Source organism: Escherichia sp. WS1451 (assembly GCF_046487365.1).
GTDB lineage: Bacteria > Pseudomonadota > Gammaproteobacteria > Enterobacterales > Enterobacteriaceae > Escherichia > Escherichia coli.
This window is the reverse complement of sequence record NZ_JBJQJP010000005.1, coordinates 266,899-283,470: the sequence shown is the minus strand read 5'-3', so window position 1 is coordinate 283,470 and position 16,572 is coordinate 266,899. Positions and strand designations below refer to the sequence as shown.

Here is a 16,572-nt window from a genome sequence, read left to right as displayed (position 1 = left end):
CCCACGCCACGATTTCCCCGTTAAACAAATCAAGTATCGGGGACAGGTACAGTTTTTGTCCGCCAGCCCTGAATTCGGTGATATCTGTCACCCATTTCTCACAGGGAGCTTCCGCTTTGAACTGCCGCTGAAGGATATTTTCTGCTGCGAGTCCCATATTTCCCCGGTAAGATCGGTATTTCTTCAGGCGCACAGGAGACTTCAGGCCGAGCTGTTGCATCAGTTTTCGCACCGTTTTGCCACTGAACTTAAGACCTCTTTTCTGAAGCTCACAATGGATCCGCCGGTACCCATAACATCCCCGGTGTTCATGGAAGATGGAGGCTATGAGCTGTTTCACATCAGCATACTTGTCCTTACCCTTCTGCAGTGACAGCTGGTAGTACAGCGTGCTTCTGGCCAGCCCTGCAGCCTTTAACAGGTCAGACTGGCAGTGTCCGCACCTCAGGCTCCGGATGACTTTCGTTTTTTCTCCAGCTCCTGGCGCTTTTTTTCCAGGAGATGCTCCTGCATGGCTTTCAGATATGCATTTTCTGCGCGAAGATAACGCAGCTCATTCTTCATCTCTTCCGGCGTCATGTTTGCCTCGTTTTCATGGGTATCATCAGAACGGGTCATGCTTTTCTCCTTCCAGCGCCTGATAAAGGCCTCATTACCAGATTTGCGGTAGCCTTTTATCCAGTTTTTAACCGTGTTGTGGCTGGGAATGTTAAACCGGGCAGCTACCCGGGGTAGAGACTCAGAATGCCCGAGAGCATAAAGAACCACGCAAAGTTTATCTTCAGGAGAATAGCTACGCTTGTGTCTGCAATCCAGTGCCCGAGGACCGTGAAGAAGAAAAAGATTAATCCAGTGTGAGAGGCTGGTGTGAGAAAGTTGAAAGAGTTTTGCCGTAGAAATGATGCCTGCATGACCAGCCAGGTAATGATTTACAGCGGCAAGTTTTACTTCAAATGAATGTTTCATAAACTGCACCTTCAGATGTCAGATTATGTCCAACATTTGGAGTGCAGTTCAGATGCGTCAAATCCGGCGTAATAAAATGCTTACTTAACTCCATCCGCGCTCATACGATCGCGAATATGCTGGGCGCGTTCGGCGGATGCTGGATGGTCGTCAAACATTGAGCTTTGGCGACCTTCTTCCAGTTTTGCCAGTTTTTCAAAGCTGGTGGCAAGACCTGCCGGGCTGATGCCGCGTTGGCGCAGAAGATCGTAAGAATAATCATCGGCTTCTGCTTCCTGGCGCTGGGAGAATTGCGAATTGACTAATTTCTCGCCCAGATCACCGAGTTGTGATTGCGATAAACTGCCGACAATCCCGCCCGCAGAGGCCGCAGCTACTCGTACGGCATTTGTACCAAGTGCCACCTGCATCCCTTTCTTCACATGGCCTAACGCTACGTGCCCCATCTCGTGACCGATCACCGCTTCGACTTCGTTATCTGTCATCATATCCATCAGCCCGCTATAGACGCGGATACAGCCGTTAGCCATTGCAAAGGCGTTCACATCCTTCGCCATATACACTTTGTAATTCACCGGCTGACCGTTGATATTGTTGCCTAGCGCATTGGCAATAGTTGTCAGACGTTTAGCGTATTCGCTATTGGCTGGCGCAATCGTCGCCTTGCTGTCCATCTCCTGACATGCCTGATCGCTCAGGGTTTTCACCTGCGCATCACTCAAACTGTAAGCCTGAAAAGCTTCCGCTCCTGATGAGAGCAGTCCGTTGGAGTCCATATTCTGGCAACCGGTCAGTACCGTTGCCACGCTCATTGCTACCAATAAGGCGCGAATTTTCATGTTTTCTCTTCCGCACAAGGTCAGGATTATTCTAAAAATGCGCCGTTTGCAGGTGAATCGACGCTCAGTCTCAGTATAAGGAAAAGCGCAGCGGACGGGCGAGCAGATTGCGCAACATGCGAGCATGATCCAGAGATTTCTGAAGCGGCAAAAGGATGTTCCATGTACATGACGCGCGGCTTGCGGTAAATTGTTGGCAAATTTTCCGGCGTAGCCCAAAACGCGCTGTCGTCAAGTCGTTAAGGGCGTGCCCTTCATCATCCGATCTGGAGTCAAAATGTCCTCACGTAAAGAGCTTGCCAATGCTATTCGTGCGCTGAGCATGGACGCAGTACAGAAAGCCAAATCCGGTCACCCGGGTGCCCCTATGGGTATGGCTGACATTGCCGAAGTCCTGTGGCGTGATTTCCTGAAACACAACCCGCAGAATCCGTCCTGGGCTGACCGTGACCGCTTCGTGCTGTCCAACGGCCACGGCTCCATGCTGATCTACAGCCTGCTGCACCTCACCGGTTACGATCTGCCGATGGAAGAACTGAAAAACTTCCGTCAACTGCATTCCAAAACGCCGGGCCACCCGGAAGTAGGTTATACCGCTGGTGTGGAAACCACCACCGGTCCGCTGGGTCAGGGTATTGCCAACGCAGTCGGTATGGCGATTGCAGAAAAAACGCTGGCGGCGCAGTTTAACCGTCCGGGCCACGACATTGTCGACCACTACACCTACGCCTTCATGGGTGACGGCTGCATGATGGAAGGCATCTCCCACGAAGTTTGCTCTCTGGCGGGTACGCTGAAGCTGGGTAAACTGATTGCGTTCTACGATGACAACGGTATCTCTATCGATGGTCACGTTGAAGGCTGGTTCACCGACGACACCGCAATGCGTTTCGAAGCTTACGGCTGGCACGTTATTCGCGGCATCGACGGTCATGACGCAGCATCCATCAAACGCGCAGTAGAAGAAGCGCGCGCAGTGACCGACAAACCGTCCCTGCTGATGTGCAAAACCATCATCGGTTTCGGTTCCCCGAACAAAGCCGGTACGCACGACTCCCACGGTGCGCCGCTGGGCGACGCTGAAATTGCCCTGACCCGCGAACAGCTGGGCTGGAAATATGCACCGTTCGAAATCCCGTCTGAAATCTATGCTCAGTGGGATGCGAAAGAAGCAGGCCAGGCGAAAGAATCCGCATGGAACGAGAAATTCGCTGCTTACGCGAAAGCTTATCCGCAGGAAGCCGCTGAATTTACCCGCCGTATGAAAGGCGAAATGCCGTCTGACTTCGACGCCAAAGCGAAAGAGTTCATCGCTAAACTGCAGGCTAACCCGGCGAAAATCGCCAGCCGTAAAGCGTCTCAGAATGCGATTGAAGCGTTCGGCCCGCTGTTGCCGGAATTCCTCGGCGGCTCTGCTGACCTGGCACCGTCTAACCTGACCCTGTGGTCTGGTTCTAAAGCAATCAACGAAGATGCTGCGGGTAACTACATCCACTACGGTGTTCGCGAGTTCGGTATGACCGCGATTGCTAACGGTATCTCCCTGCACGGTGGCTTCCTGCCGTACACCTCCACCTTCCTGATGTTCGTGGAATACGCACGTAACGCCGTACGTATGGCTGCGCTGATGAAACAGCGTCAGGTGATGGTTTACACCCACGACTCCATCGGTCTGGGCGAAGATGGCCCGACTCACCAGCCGGTTGAGCAGGTCGCTTCACTGCGCGTGACCCCGAACATGTCCACATGGCGTCCGTGTGACCAGGTTGAATCCGCGGTCGCGTGGAAATACGGCGTTGAGCGTCAGGACGGCCCGACTGCGCTTATCCTCTCCCGTCAGAACCTGGCGCAGCAGGAACGTACTGAAGAGCAGCTGGCAAACATCGCGCGCGGTGGTTATGTGCTGAAAGACTGTGCCGGTCAGCCGGAACTGATCTTCATCGCGACCGGTTCTGAAGTTGAACTGGCGGTTGCTGCCTACGAAAAACTGACTGCTGAAGGCGTGAAAGCGCGCGTGGTTTCCATGCCGTCTACCGACGCGTTCGACAAGCAGGATGCGGCTTACCGTGAGTCTGTACTGCCGAAAGCGGTTACTGCACGCGTTGCGGTGGAAGCGGGTATTGCTGACTACTGGTACAAGTATGTTGGCCTGAACGGTGCTATCGTCGGCATGACCACCTTCGGTGAATCTGCTCCGGCAGAGCTGCTGTTTGAAGAGTTCGGCTTCACCGTTGACAACGTTGTTGCGAAAGCAAAAGAACTGCTGTAATCGGTAAGATGCTTTGTGAGAAGGGCCGCGAAAGCGGCCCTTTTTTTACTTAGTAGAGATAAACGGAACTGTGCTGCCGGGGATCATGGTATCGGGCAGTTTACCGTCCCAACGTTCGGCAGTGGTGAGGGCTACAAGTCCGGGATTATCCCGCAGAGCTTCACCGCGCAGGCGGATCGCTTCTGCTTCAGCCGCACTTTTTAAACGAATAGTTTCAGCCTCTGCCGCGCCTCTTACGCGAATAGTTTCCGCTTCTGCTTTAGCTGCCGCCAGTTTACTGTCTGCTTCTGCCTGGGCCTGAGTTACCGCTATTTGCGCCTGGATTTTCTCTGTTTCCAGATTTTGCTTACGCGTGGCAATGGCGACTTCTGCTTTCATTCGGTCTTCAATCGACTTTTCATAAGCGTCAGAAAAATCAATATTTTCAATCTGGACCCCGTCAATTACCACTGGCCCAACAACGGCTTTGCGCATGGCATTTTGCAGATCCTGAACCAGTTTTGTACGATCCTGTACAGCGCTGATGGCGGTATATTGGCCGAAAACGTTCTCCAGTTGAGTTGGCAACTGACGGACAATCAGACGATCTTTTAATGCTTCAATGGTGTTGTAGGTGGTATAAACCGCGCCTGCTTCTGAAGGTTTAATGTGGAAGCTGACTGATACTGTCATTTGTGCCGGTTGCTGGTCGCGGCTGTAGGCCTGTAATCCCTGATAGACCACAGCCTGATTACGCGTGGAAATTTTCTCCACGCTTTCCATAAACGGGATCTTAAAACCCAGACCCGGCTCGGCAACTTTTACGATTTTTCCGTAGCGCAGCAAAATGCCGCGTTCACCTTCATTAACGGTGTAATACGAGAGAAATGGCAGCACAACCACGGCAAGCACGCCAATGGCGATAGCAAGAGATTTTTGTGGGCGAAATGAGGTTAATGAAACAGGTGCTTTCATATGAATCTTCCTTGAGTAAAGTGGGGAATATGTCACATGAGGTAAGGAGAAAATAGCCGACAGGTGAGAATTCAGAATCTATAAAGGGGTATAGCGAAAAAACGTTGCATTAAAAAAAGTATGTTTTCGGATATTCAATAAATAAATGGCGATATGCATCACAAATACAACAACAATCAAAATGTTGATTTTGTGATAAACGTAACAAATACAAAGTTGACTTTAAAAATATCAATTTCATGTTGTTGTTATTTAAGGTTTTATTATTTTTGTTCATGGGGTTTTTCTTCTCGCGTACCCAATTGCTTTCATTAAACCGCACGAGTATTTTATTTTTACCGCCGGACGGTACCCTAAAAATAAAATAAGGATAATTTATGCGGCTTATTGATTATTTTCCAGAATCATCAATCTCAGTTATACATTCAGCAAAAGATTGGCAGGAAGCTATCGATTTCTCGATGGTATCATTGCTGGATAAAAACTATATCAGCGAGAATTACATTCAGGCAATTAAAGATTCCACCATTAACAATGGCCCTTATTATATTCTCGCACCAGGCGTGGCAATGCCTCATGCGCGACCGGAATGTGGGGCGCTTAAAACCGGGATGTCTTTGACATTACTTGAACAAGGTGTTTATTTTCAGGGGAATGACGAACCAATTAAATTACTCATCGGACTCTCTGCTGCCGATGCCGATTCGCACATTGGCGCTATTCAGGCGTTAAGTGAATTACTGTGCGAAGAAGAAATACTCGAACAACTCTTAACAGCATCATCAGAAAAACAATTAGCGGACATTATCAGCCGCGGATAATTACTCTCTCCTCTACAGGATAATATTATGGAAAACAAGTCTGCTCGTGCAAAGGTCCAGGCTTTTGGGGGCTTTTTGACTGCAATGGTCATCCCCAATATTGGTGCTTTTATTGCCTGGGGTTTTATTACTGCGTTATTTATTCCCACCGGTTGGCTGCCTAACGAACATTTCGCCAAAATTGTCGGCCCGATGATTACCTATTTATTGCCCGTGATGATTGGTTCTACCGGTGGCCATTTAGTCGGCGGTAAACGCGGCGCAGTCATGGGCGGAATAGGTACTATTGGTGTGATCGTCGGCGCAGAGATCCCGATGTTCCTTGGCTCAATGATTATGGGGCCGCTCGGTGGGCTGGTCATAAAATATGTCGATAAGGCACTGGAAAAACGCATACCTGCTGGTTTTGAGATGGTTATCAATAACTTCTCATTAGGTATCGCGGGGATGCTCCTTTGTCTGCTGGGTTTTGAAGTGATCGGCCCGGCGGTGTTAATTGCCAATACTTTCGTCAAAGAGTGTATTGAGGCGCTGGTACATGCGGGTTATCTGCCTCTGCTGTCAGTCATCAATGAACCGGCGAAAGTGCTTTTCCTTAATAATGCGATCGATCAGGGCGTCTATTATCCGCTGGGAATGCAACAGGCTTCGGTTAACGGTAAATCCATCTTCTTTATGGTGGCCTCTAACCCAGGTCCGGGCCTGGGGCTGCTGCTGGCGTTTACCTTGTTTGGTAAAGGGATGAGTAAACGTTCTGCGCCCGGGGCGATGATTATTCACTTCCTCGGTGGGATCCACGAACTGTATTTCCCATATGTGCTGATGAAGCCGCTGACCATTATTGCCATGATTGCGGGTGGTATGTCTGGCACCTGGATGTTTAACTTACTGGACGGTGGTCTGGTGGCTGGCCCAAGTCCGGGGTCTATCTTTGCGTACCTGGCACTGACGCCGAAAGGCTCATTCCTGGCGACAATTGCTGGTGTTACGGTAGGTACCCTGGTGTCCTTTGCTATCACTTCGCTGATACTGAAGATGGAAAAAACGGTGGAAACGGAGAGCGAAGATGAGTTTGCTCAGTCAGCCAATGCTGTTAAGGCGATGAAACAAGAGGGTGCATTCTCGCTAAGCAGAGTTAAGCGTATCGCCTTTGTTTGCGATGCGGGGATGGGCTCCAGTGCGATGGGCGCGACGACCTTCCGTAAACGCCTGGAAAAAGCGGGGCTGCCAATTGAAGTAAAACATTATGCGATAGAAAACGTGCCTGCGGATGCGGATGCGGATATCGTCGTTACTCATGCCAGTCTGGAAGGGCGCGTGAAACGTGTGACGGATAAATCACTGATATTGATTAATAACTATATTGGCGATCCAAAACTCGACACTTTATTTAATCAATTAACCGCCGAACATAAACACTGATTACAGAGGTAAAAATGAAAACCAAAGTTGCTGCTATTTATGGCAAGCGGGATGTCCGTCTGCGCGAATTTGAACTGCCAGAAATTACCGATAATGAACTGCTGGTGAGTGTAATTTCTGACAGCGTCTGTTTATCCACCTGGAAAGCGGCGTTACTCGGTAGTGAACATAAACGCGTACCCGACGATTTAGAAAATCATCCGGTCATTACCGGGCATGAATGTGCCGGGGTTATTGTCGAAGTGGGTAAAAATCTCACTGGCAAATATAAAAAAGGCCAGCGTTTTGTATTGCAACCGGCGATGGGGTTACCAAGCGGATATTCAGCGGGCTACAGCTACGAATATTTTGGCGGTAACGCCACCTATATGATTATTCCCGAAATCGCCATTAATTTGGGCTGCGTATTACCGTATCACGGCTCTTATTTTGCTGCGGCGTCGCTGGCAGAGCCTATGTGCTGCATTATTGGCGCTTATCATGCCAATTATCACACCACGCAATATGTTTATGAGCATCGCATGGGCGTCAAACCTGGCGGCAATATTGCACTGCTGGCGTGTGCTGGCCCAATGGGCATTGGCGCTATCGATTACGCCATTAACGGCGGCATACAACCGTCGCGGGTGGTGGTGGTCGATATCGACGACAAACGCCTGGCGCAGGTACAGAAGCTGCTGCCGGTGGAGCTGGCGGCCAGCAAAGGCATTGAGCTGATATATGTGAATACCAAAGGAATGGCCGATCCGGTACAGAAGCTGCGGGCGCTGACAGGAGATGCCGGGTTCGATGACATTTTTGTTTATGCGGCGGTGCCTTCAGTCGTCGAGATGGCTGATGAATTACTGGCGGAAGATGGCTGCCTGAACTTCTTTGCCGGGCCAACGGATAAAAACTTCAAAGTGCCGTTTAATTTCTACAACGTCCATTACAACAGTACGCACGTTGTCGGCACGTCCGGCGGTTCCACGGACGACATGAAAGAGGCGATTGCCCTTAGCGCCACGGGACAGTTACAGCCGTCGTTTATGGTGACCCATATTGGTGGCCTTGATGCGGTGCCAGAAACCGTGCTCAATCTGCCGGATATCCCTGGCGGAAAAAAACTCATTTATAACGGCGTGACCATGCCGCTCACTGCCATTGCCGATTTTGCCGAAAAAGGCAAAACCGATCCGCTGTTTAAAGAGCTGGCGCGGCTGGTTGAGGAAACGCACGGCATCTGGAATGAGCAGGCCGAGAAATATCTGCTGGCGCAATTTGGCGTTGATATCGGGGAGGCCGCGCAATGATGTCCCTGGCGTGGCCATTATTTCGCGTTACGGAACAGGCAGCGTTGGCTGCCTGGCCGCAAACCGGATGTGGCGACAAAAACAAAATTGATGGCCTCGCGGTCACCGCGATGCGCCAGGCATTAAACGACGTCGCTTTTCGTGGGCGTGTGGTTATCGGCGAGGGGGAAATTGACCACGCGCCGATGCTGTGGATTGGCGAAGAGGTGGGCAAAGGCGATGGGCCAGAAGTCGATATCGCGGTTGATCCGATTGAAGGCACCAGGATGGTGGCGATGGGACAGAGCAATGCGCTGGCAGTCATGGCCTTCGCCCCACGAGGCAGCCTGCTACACGCTCCCGATATGTATATGAAAAAACTGGTTGTTAATCGGCTGGCGGCGGGCGCGATTGATCTGTCTTTGCCCCTGGTGGACAACCTGCGCAACGTGGCGAAAGCGTTAGGCAAACCGCTGGACAAGCTGCGCATGGTTACGCTGGATAAACCGCGCCTGAGTGCCGCGATTGAAGAAGCAACACAGCTGGGCGTGAAGGTTTTCGCTCTGCCGGATGGCGATGTCGCCGCCAGCGTGCTGACCTGCTGGCAGGATAATCCTTACGATGTGATGTACACCATCGGCGGTGCGCCAGAAGGCGTGATTTCTGCCTGTGCCGTTAAAGCATTAGGCGGGGATATGCAGGCCCAGCTGATTGACTTTTGTCAGGCTAAAGGGGATTACACGGAAAATCGGCAGATTGCAGAGCAGGAGCGCAAGCGTTGCAAGGCAATGGGCGTTGACGTTAACCGTGTGTACTCGCTCGATGAACTGGTGAGGGGGAACGATATCCTCTTTAGCGCTACGGGCGTGACGGGTGGCGAGTTGGTGAACGGTATCCAACAGACGGCGAATGGGGTGCGGACGCAGACATTACTGATCGGCGGCGCGGACCAAACGTGTAATATAATAGACTCCCTGCATTGATGGTGATCTATCGGAAGACCAATGGCGACGCTGACAGAAGATGATGTGCTTGAGCAACTGGACGCACAGGACAATTTATTTTCATTTATGAAAACTGCGCATTCTATTTTGCTCCAGGGGATACGCCAGTTTCTGCCGTCGCTGTTTGTCGATAACGATGAAGAGATCGTCGAATATGCAGTGAAGCCGTTACTCGCCCAAAGCGGCCCGCTTGACGATATTGATGTTGCACTGCGTTTGATTTATGCGCTGGGGAAAATGGATAAATGGCTGTACGCCGATATCACGCATTTTTCCCAGTTCTGGCATTACCTGAACGAACAGGATGAAACGCCCGGATTTGCCGATGACATGACCTGGGATTTTATCAGCAACGTCAATAGCATAACCCGCAATGCGACGCTCTATGACGCATTGAAAGCGATGAAGTTCGCCGATTTCGCCGTCTGGTCAGAGGCGCGTTTTAGCGGGATGGTCAAAACGGCGCTGACGCTGGCAGTAACGACCACCTTAAAGGAATTAACGCCGTGAAAATTGAATTAACGGTGAATGGGCTGAAGATACAGGCACAGTACCAGAACGAAGAGATTGAAAATGTACATAAACCGTTGCTGCACATGTTGGCGGCCTTACAGACGGTAAATCCGCAGCGGCGTACGGTGGTTTTTCTTTGCGCTCCGCCGGGGACGGGTAAATCTACCCTAACCACCTTCTGGGAATATATCGCGCAACAAGACCCGGAACTGCCCGCTATTCAGACGCTACCGATGGATGGTTTTCACCATTACAATAGCTGGCTGGATGCGCATCAATTGCGCCCCTTCAAAGGCGCACCAGAGACATTTGACGTTGCGAAACTGGCGGAAAATCTGCGCCAGGTCGTGGAAGGGGATTGTACGTGGCCGCAGTACGATCGACAAAAGCATGATCCTGTTGAAGATGCGTTGCACGTTACCGCACCACTCGTCATCGTCGAAGGAAACTGGTTGTTGCTGGACGACGAGAAGTGGTGCCAGCTTGCGCAATTTTGTGATTTCTCGATCTTTATCAACGCGCCAGCTACTGCGTTGCGGGAGCGTCTGGTGGGGCGCAAGCTGGCGGGAGGGTTATCGCTGGCAGACGCAGAAGCCTTTTATGACCGTACCGATGGGCCGAATGTTCGCCGGGTGCTGGAAGAGAGTCTGCCTGCAAATTTGACCTTAATGATGACCGCTACGGGTGAATATCGTCTGGTGGATTAACGTTCCTGATTACACCATCTTCCAGTCGCACCACACGAGAGAAATGACGCCGGGTAAATGCGGCGTCATGACTGATTGCTACGACGCTCGTGCCTCGCTGGCGGCACTTTTCCAGCCAACTTTCAAACACGCTCATCCAATTTTCGTCAAAATCCCGACTCGGCTCGTCCAGCAGCAATAGCGGAGGAGAGAGTGCTTCCAGGCAGGCGACGGCGACCATCCGTCGCTGCGCACTATGCAGATCCAGCGGATGCGCGCTGGCAGTGTCTGCTAACTGACAGCATTGCAGGGCAGCATTGGTACGTTGAGTGATTTCATCCGCCGGGCATTTTTGCAGTTTCAAACCAAATGCGATCTCGTCGGCGACGGTGCTGTGAAAAAGCTGGTTTTCCGCTTCCTGAAACAGTACGCCAATCTTTGCTGCACGTTGGCGGTTTTTCAGGTTTTTCATCGCCTGTTGTTGCAGCATAACCGTACCGGTTGTGGGCGTAAGAAGACCTGCCATTACTCGTAACAGCGTCGATTTTCCCGCGCCATTGTCGCCGGTCAGCGCCAACCATTCACCTTGTTTGAGTTGCAGAGAAATGTTGCAAAGACAATCCGTTGCCGCGCCAGGCCAGCGATAAGTTATCTGATTTAACGTTAACATAGTGGCTGGAGCGCTCCGTTTTGCAATTGCCACGCTTGCTGGCAGTAGTTCAGGAAAGGTGTGCGATGACGTTCAAAAAGAATAATCAGCGAACCACGTTCAGACGCCCAGTGTTGTAAGCGCTGCAACAGCATTTCGCTGGCCTGCGGCGTCAGGCGGCTAAAGGCTTCATCAAGAATTAAGAGTTTTGGCTGCATCGCGATGGCGCAGGCGATGACCACGCGCTGTGTCTCTCCACCGGAGAGTGTTGCCGGGTGACGATGGCGCAACGGCTGACACTCGGTCAGAGTCAAAGCGGCATCAATCCGCGCCATAATCTCTTCTTCAGCAAGACACAGATTTTCTGGCCCAAAGGCAACTTCTTCTTCCACGCTAAAGGTACAGCCGGAGAGCTGCAAATAGGGCGATTGCTGAACGAGCTGGATGGTGGCGGATTGTTCATTAAGCGGGATATGCCCAATGGGCGTACCGAGAAGCGTCCCCGTGCCGGTTATCTCTCCTGGCAGAAAGTCCGGATACCAGCCTGCCATCAGTTGCGCCAGCGTACTTTTGCCACTGCCGTTGTCACCAAAGATGGCGACTATCCCCGGTTTGACATAGTGAAAGTCATAACAGAACGGAGGATGCGTTGAGTGTGTCGGGCAATAGCTAAACTGTTCTAACGTAACCATATCCACGCTCCGAATTCAGCCAGCATTAGCAAGATCATGGCGTAACGTGCTACGCGTTGTAGGGGGCTATCGGCTGGTGCCCATAACGTAGTGCGCCTATTGTTGATTCGAAATGCCCGCATATCCAGCGCCGCACCACGGATAGCCAGATCGTTTAGCGCATTGTGTGTTAGCGGAATAATTAGCGCGGGCATAGCACGTAAACGCTGATACCAGCCCTCATCAAGCGGCACGCCGCGGGCGCGCTGCGCTTCATGAATAATCGCTAATTGCCGTTTTAACTGCTCAACGACCAACAACGGCCCGGCGAACAGATAAGCGACGCCCGGCGGCAGGCGAGAAGCAAACAAAGCGCGGATAAAACGTTGCACTGGGACGTACTGCATCCACAACTGCGAGGTTGAAACAATCGCCAGAATCCGCAACCAGAGCGTAATAGCATGCGTCCACCGTTCTGGCGAGCGTGGCGTGCCGCTTAGCCATTCTGTCAGCCAGCCACCGTGCACCAGCCACAGTCCAGCCCCCAGCGAGAACATCAGCCAGACGACATATTTTGCCCGCCGCCGCGTGGCCTTTAGCGCAATAAGGCAGAAAAAGGTCGCCGCGCTATAGACTGGCAATATTGTCTGTGTGGGCAGGATAAGCGTGGTGCAGGCCGCCAGCGCCCACAGCGTTAAGGATGTAAACGGATGCATTTAGCGCACGGCAGCCATTGCCGGAAAATGGCGCGTGGTGCGAATCGGCAGCTGACGCAGTAGAAGCCAGACAATCACCGCTGTAAGAATTTTATCGACCAGGTTCGCGCCTATCACCGTAATCGCCACCGACTCCACCAGGTTTTGCCCCATCGAGTGCATCCAGGCAACGAACAAATCGGCTCCGCTTCCTGTCACGCCGCCGAACAGCGCAGTACGCAGCGGTACAGCGACGACCGTTACCGCAAGCGTAATAATCACGCCGCTAACAACGACTTTTGGCAGGGTGCGAAACCAACCCGTTCGCGCCAGCCAACCGGCGACCAGGCCGATGACCATCGCCACGGGCGCAAATGCGGCGGCGATCGGGTCGGTCAGCAATCCCCAGAGTAAATTGGTCAGTAAGCCGGTCAGCATCCCGATCACCGGACCAAGCAGTACCGCGCTAATAAGTGTGCCGACGGAGTCGAGAAATATAGGTAATTTGACCATGCTGGCCAGTTGCCCGCCGATCATATTGATGGCGATAGAGATAACGATTAACACCAGCGCCTGACTGGAGAAGTGGCGACGCGCCATAAGAAAACCTCTCTGAAAATAGTTAGTTAACGGGGGAAATATGCAACTCGTCGTAACCAGAAAGCGCGCAAGGCTGGCGGCTAAACGCCAGTTCCTCAAGGCAGCCGATCACCAGTTCAAGCGTGGTCCGCACGGTACAGCCGGGCATCATATGACCGCCAAGCATCGTGCCGTGTGGATCGGAAACGCAGAGATGAAGATGTTCACCACTCTGTTCCAGCGTGCCGTTCAATGCGATGACTTCGAACTTACCGCTTAGTAGGGCAGTGTTTTCTTGCCCGGCATAGCGTAAGGCGACGTCAGTCAGACTGCCGGTACAACCTGCAATCCACGCGGCGTGAAGTTGTTGTTGCTGCGCGAAGGCGCGTAATTGGGAGAGAACTTCCTGCCCGGGGAGCAGGCGCAGCGCGTAAAAACGTGCGGAGGAAGAATATGGGTAGGGCAATGTCATCATTGGAGTACTCCGAAACTCGGACGTATTGCGGATAATATCGACGCTGCATCAGTCATATTCTGATATAAGTCAGGGTTTGTGACGGCACAACGAAAAGATTTTGCTACGCTTATTCGTGATTCTGCAAAGTGGAATAAATTCCACAGGGGCGGGGCTGAAAACGTGACGTAAGTCAGATAATTGTCTTCTTTGACTGGACAAACATTCCTTTTATTCCATGTTTCGCTTATCCTAGCTGAAGCGTTTCAGTCGATTAAATGTTCGACAATTAACCAATCAGTCGCAGTTTGCGACAGGTAAGGTTTCCCCGGACGATTTGCTGGATTACTCTGTCTGGCAAATTTGCTCAGGGAAAACCTTGCAGGAGATCTATGACCGTACGCGTAGCGATAAATGGCTTCGGTCGCATCGGGCGTAATGTGGTTCGTGCTTTGTATGAATCCGGACGCCGGGCGGAAATTACCGTGGTGGCAATCAACGAACTGGCGGATGCTGCGGGCATGGCGCATTTGTTGAAATATGACACCAGCCATGGCCGTTTTGCATGGGAAGTACGACAGGAACGCGATCAACTTTTTGTTGGTGATGACGCCATCCGCGTATTGCATGAACGTTCACTGCAATCGCTCCCCTGGCGTGAACTTGGCGTTGATGTAGTCCTCGACTGCACCGGCGTATATGGCTCCCGTGAGCATGGCGAAGCGCATATTGCCGCCGGGGCCAAAAAAGTGCTCTTTTCACATCCTGGCAGTAACGATCTCGACGCGACCGTTGTTTACGGCGTCAATCAGGATCAACTTCGTGCGGAACACCGCATCGTTTCTAACGCTTCCTGTACCACGAATTGCATAATTCCCGTCATCAAATTGTTAGATGATGCGTACGGTATTGAGTCCGGCACTGTGACCACAATTCACTCCGCCATGCACGATCAACAGGTTATTGATGCATACCATCCTGACCTGCGTCGCACCCGGGCAGCCAGCCAGTCGATCATTCCGGTCGATACTAAACTGGCCGCCGGTATCACACGATTTTTTCCGCAATTTAACGATCGCTTTGAAGCGATTGCGGTACGTGTGCCAACCATAAATGTGACGGCAATCGATTTAAGCGTGACGGTGAAGAAACCTGTAAAAGCCAATGAAGTCAACCTGTTGCTGCAAAAAGCAGCACAAGGTGCATTTCATGGTATAGTTGACTATACGGAATTGCCGTTGGTCTCTGTAGATTTTAACCACGATCCGCACAGTGCCATTGTCGATGGCACCCAAACCCGGGTCAGTGGCGCACACCTGATCAAAACGTTGGTCTGGTGCGATAACGAATGGGGCTTTGCTAACCGAATGCTCGACACGACGTTAGCTATGGCTACTGTTGCTTTCAGGTAAGACGCAAGCAGCGTCTGCAAAACTTTTAGAATCAACGAGAGGATTCACCATGTCTGTAATTAAGATGACCGATCTGGATCTTGCTGGGAAACGTGTATTTATCCGTGCGGATCTGAACGTACCAGTAAAAGACGGGAAAGTAACCAGCGACGCGCGTATCCGTGCTTCTCTGCCGACCATCGAACTGGCCCTGAAACAAGGCGCAAAAGTGATGGTAACTTCCCACCTGGGTCGTCCTACCGAAGGCGAGTACAACGAAGAATTCTCTCTGCTGCCGGTTGTTAACTACCTGAAAGACAAACTGTCTAACCCGGTTCGTCTGGTTAAAGATTACCTCGACGGCGTTGACGTTGCTGAAGGTGAACTGGTTGTTCTGGAAAACGTTCGCTTCAACAAAGGCGAGAAGAAAGACGACGAAACCCTGTCCAAAAAATACGCTGCACTGTGTGACGTGTTCGTAATGGACGCATTCGGTACTGCTCACCGCGCGCAGGCTTCTACTCACGGTATCGGTAAATTCGCTGACGTTGCGTGCGCAGGCCCGCTGCTGGCAGCTGAACTGGACGCGCTGGGTAAAGCACTGAAAGAACCTGCTCGCCCGATGGTGGCTATCGTTGGTGGTTCTAAAGTATCTACCAAACTGACCGTTCTGGACTCCCTGTCTAAAATCGCTGACCAGCTGATTGTTGGTGGTGGTATCGCTAACACCTTTATCGCGGCACAAGGCCACGATGTGGGTAAATCCCTGTACGAAGCTGATCTGGTTGACGAAGCAAAACGTCTGCTGACCACCTGCAACATCCCGGTTCCGTCTGATGTTCGTGTAGCAACTGAGTTCTCTGAAACTGCACCGGCTACCCTGAAATCTGTTAACGATGTGAAAGCTGACGAGCAGATCCTGGATATCGGTGATGCTTCCGCTCAGGAACTGGCTGAAATCCTGAAGAATGCGAAAACCATTCTGTGGAACGGTCCGGTTGGCGTGTTCGAATTCCCGAACTTCCGCAAAGGTACTGAAATCGTGGCTAACGCTATCGCAGACAGCGAAGCGTTCTCCATCGCTGGCGGCGGCGACACTCTGGCAGCAATCGACCTGTTCGGCATTGCTGACAAAATCTCCTACATCTCCACTGGCGGCGGCGCATTCCTCGAATTCGTGGAAGGTAAAGTACTGCCTGCAGTAGCGATGCTCGAAGAGCGCGCTAAGAAGTAAAAAATCACAGGGCAGGGAAACCTGCCCTTGTTGCAGCGCGCTTTTAAAGCACGCACTTTTTCATACTCTAAATAATTCGAGTTGCAGGAAGGCGACAAGAGAGTGAATCCCATGAGCTTACATAAGTAAGTGACTGGGGTGAGCGAACGCAGAC

At 51.7% G+C, this 16,572-nt stretch carries 16 protein-coding genes and 1 pseudogene; 9 read left to right on the top strand and 8 right to left on the bottom strand.

Going from position 1 to position 16,572, the window contains the following annotated elements; translation table 11 throughout:
* Together ACJHX7_RS09780 and loiP are read right to left on the bottom strand one after the other, a co-directional pair.
* Nucleotides 1–966, bottom strand: a pseudogene (locus ACJHX7_RS09780) (IS3-like element IS1397 family transposase); the annotation flags it as partial.
* 80 nt (nucleotides 967–1,046) lie between these two features.
* Complete coding sequence (gene loiP, locus ACJHX7_RS09775) at nucleotides 1,047–1,805, bottom strand: metalloprotease LoiP (protein ID WP_001297457.1); 759 nt, start codon at nucleotides 1,803–1,805, stop codon at nucleotides 1,047–1,049.
* A 277-nt stretch (nucleotides 1,806–2,082) separates the two neighbouring features.
* Here loiP and tkt point away from each other — a divergent pair, with 277 nt between their 5' ends.
* On the top strand, nucleotides 2,083–4,074 hold the full coding sequence (gene tkt, locus ACJHX7_RS09770; RefSeq protein ID WP_000098632.1) for a transketolase: 1,992 nt from the start codon (nucleotides 2,083–2,085) through the stop codon (nucleotides 4,072–4,074).
* Between the two features lie 45 nt (nucleotides 4,075–4,119).
* On the opposite strand, the gene ACJHX7_RS09765 is transcribed toward tkt, so the two are convergent.
* Entirely contained in the window at nucleotides 4,120–5,028 is a 909-nt protein-coding gene (locus tag ACJHX7_RS09765; RefSeq protein WP_000646940.1) for a prohibitin family protein, read from the bottom strand.
* Nucleotides 5,029–5,405: 377 nt separating this feature from the next.
* On the opposite strand from ACJHX7_RS09765, the gene cmtB reads away from it, so the two are divergent.
* The 6 genes from cmtB to ACJHX7_RS09735 are packed head-to-tail and all read left to right on the top strand — an operon-like array spanning nucleotide 5,406 to nucleotide 10,766.
* Nucleotides 5,406–5,849 carry a PTS mannitol transporter subunit IIA gene (cmtB, locus tag ACJHX7_RS09760; RefSeq protein ID WP_032171988.1) on the top strand — a complete coding sequence of 148 codons (444 nt, stop codon included), beginning with the start codon at nucleotides 5,406–5,408 and terminating at the stop codon, nucleotides 5,847–5,849.
* Between the two features lie 27 nt (nucleotides 5,850–5,876).
* Nucleotides 5,877–7,271, top strand: coding sequence for a PTS mannitol transporter subunit IICB (gene cmtA / locus ACJHX7_RS09755; RefSeq protein WP_032171987.1), 1,395 nt, complete (start codon nucleotides 5,877–5,879; stop codon nucleotides 7,269–7,271).
* 14 nt (nucleotides 7,272–7,285) lie between these two features.
* Nucleotides 7,286–8,563 (top strand): zinc-binding dehydrogenase, encoded by a 1,278-nt coding sequence (locus ACJHX7_RS09750; protein ID WP_032171986.1) that lies wholly within the window; start codon nucleotides 7,286–7,288, stop codon nucleotides 8,561–8,563.
* Nucleotides 8,560–9,525 carry a class II fructose-bisphosphatase gene (glpX, locus tag ACJHX7_RS09745; protein ID WP_000987303.1) on the top strand — a complete coding sequence of 322 codons (966 nt, stop codon included), beginning with the start codon at nucleotides 8,560–8,562 and terminating at the stop codon, nucleotides 9,523–9,525. The genes ACJHX7_RS09750 and glpX overlap by 4 nt, the downstream gene beginning before the upstream one ends.
* 21 nt (nucleotides 9,526–9,546) lie before the next feature.
* Entirely contained in the window at nucleotides 9,547–10,056 is a 510-nt protein-coding gene (gene fumE, locus ACJHX7_RS09740) for a fumarase E (protein WP_000224131.1), read from the top strand.
* Nucleotides 10,053–10,766, top strand: a complete 714-nt coding sequence (locus tag ACJHX7_RS09735) for a nucleoside/nucleotide kinase family protein (RefSeq protein WP_000687698.1) — start codon at nucleotides 10,053–10,055, stop codon at nucleotides 10,764–10,766. Before fumE ends, ACJHX7_RS09735 begins: the two co-directional genes overlap by 4 nt.
* Here ACJHX7_RS09735 and ACJHX7_RS09730 read toward each other — a convergent pair.
* Genes ACJHX7_RS09730 through ACJHX7_RS09710 form a run of 5 tightly spaced genes read right to left on the bottom strand, consistent with a single transcriptional unit; the run spans nucleotide 10,738 to nucleotide 13,814 of the window.
* On the bottom strand, nucleotides 10,738–11,415 hold the full coding sequence (locus tag ACJHX7_RS09730; RefSeq protein WP_094030043.1) for an ABC transporter ATP-binding protein: 678 nt from the start codon (nucleotides 11,413–11,415) through the stop codon (nucleotides 10,738–10,740). The two genes, ACJHX7_RS09735 and ACJHX7_RS09730, sit on opposite strands and share 29 nt — an antisense overlap.
* Complete coding sequence (locus tag ACJHX7_RS09725) at nucleotides 11,409–12,086, bottom strand: ABC transporter ATP-binding protein (RefSeq protein WP_024705135.1); 678 nt, start codon at nucleotides 12,084–12,086, stop codon at nucleotides 11,409–11,411. The genes ACJHX7_RS09730 and ACJHX7_RS09725 overlap by 7 nt, the downstream gene beginning before the upstream one ends.
* On the bottom strand, nucleotides 12,074–12,781 hold the full coding sequence (locus ACJHX7_RS09720) for an energy-coupling factor transporter transmembrane component T (protein ID WP_024705134.1): 708 nt from the start codon (nucleotides 12,779–12,781) through the stop codon (nucleotides 12,074–12,076). The genes ACJHX7_RS09725 and ACJHX7_RS09720 overlap by 13 nt, the downstream gene beginning before the upstream one ends.
* A complete protein-coding gene (locus ACJHX7_RS09715; RefSeq protein WP_032171982.1) occupies nucleotides 12,782–13,360 on the bottom strand; it encodes an ECF transporter S component in 579 nt (192 codons plus the stop codon). It lies immediately after the preceding gene.
* A 22-nt stretch (nucleotides 13,361–13,382) separates the two neighbouring features.
* Complete coding sequence (locus tag ACJHX7_RS09710; RefSeq protein ID WP_000988708.1) at nucleotides 13,383–13,814, bottom strand: PPC domain-containing DNA-binding protein; 432 nt, start codon at nucleotides 13,812–13,814, stop codon at nucleotides 13,383–13,385.
* A gap of 371 nt (nucleotides 13,815–14,185) precedes the next feature.
* Between ACJHX7_RS09710 and epd the strand changes: the two genes are divergently transcribed.
* Nucleotides 14,186–15,205, top strand: coding sequence for an erythrose-4-phosphate dehydrogenase (gene epd / locus ACJHX7_RS09705; protein WP_000218480.1), 1,020 nt, complete (start codon nucleotides 14,186–14,188; stop codon nucleotides 15,203–15,205).
* Nucleotides 15,206–15,254: 49 nt separating this feature from the next.
* On the top strand, nucleotides 15,255–16,418 hold the full coding sequence (gene pgk / locus ACJHX7_RS09700) for a phosphoglycerate kinase (RefSeq protein ID WP_000111269.1): 1,164 nt from the start codon (nucleotides 15,255–15,257) through the stop codon (nucleotides 16,416–16,418).
* The last annotated feature ends 154 nt before the right edge of the window (nucleotides 16,419–16,572 follow it).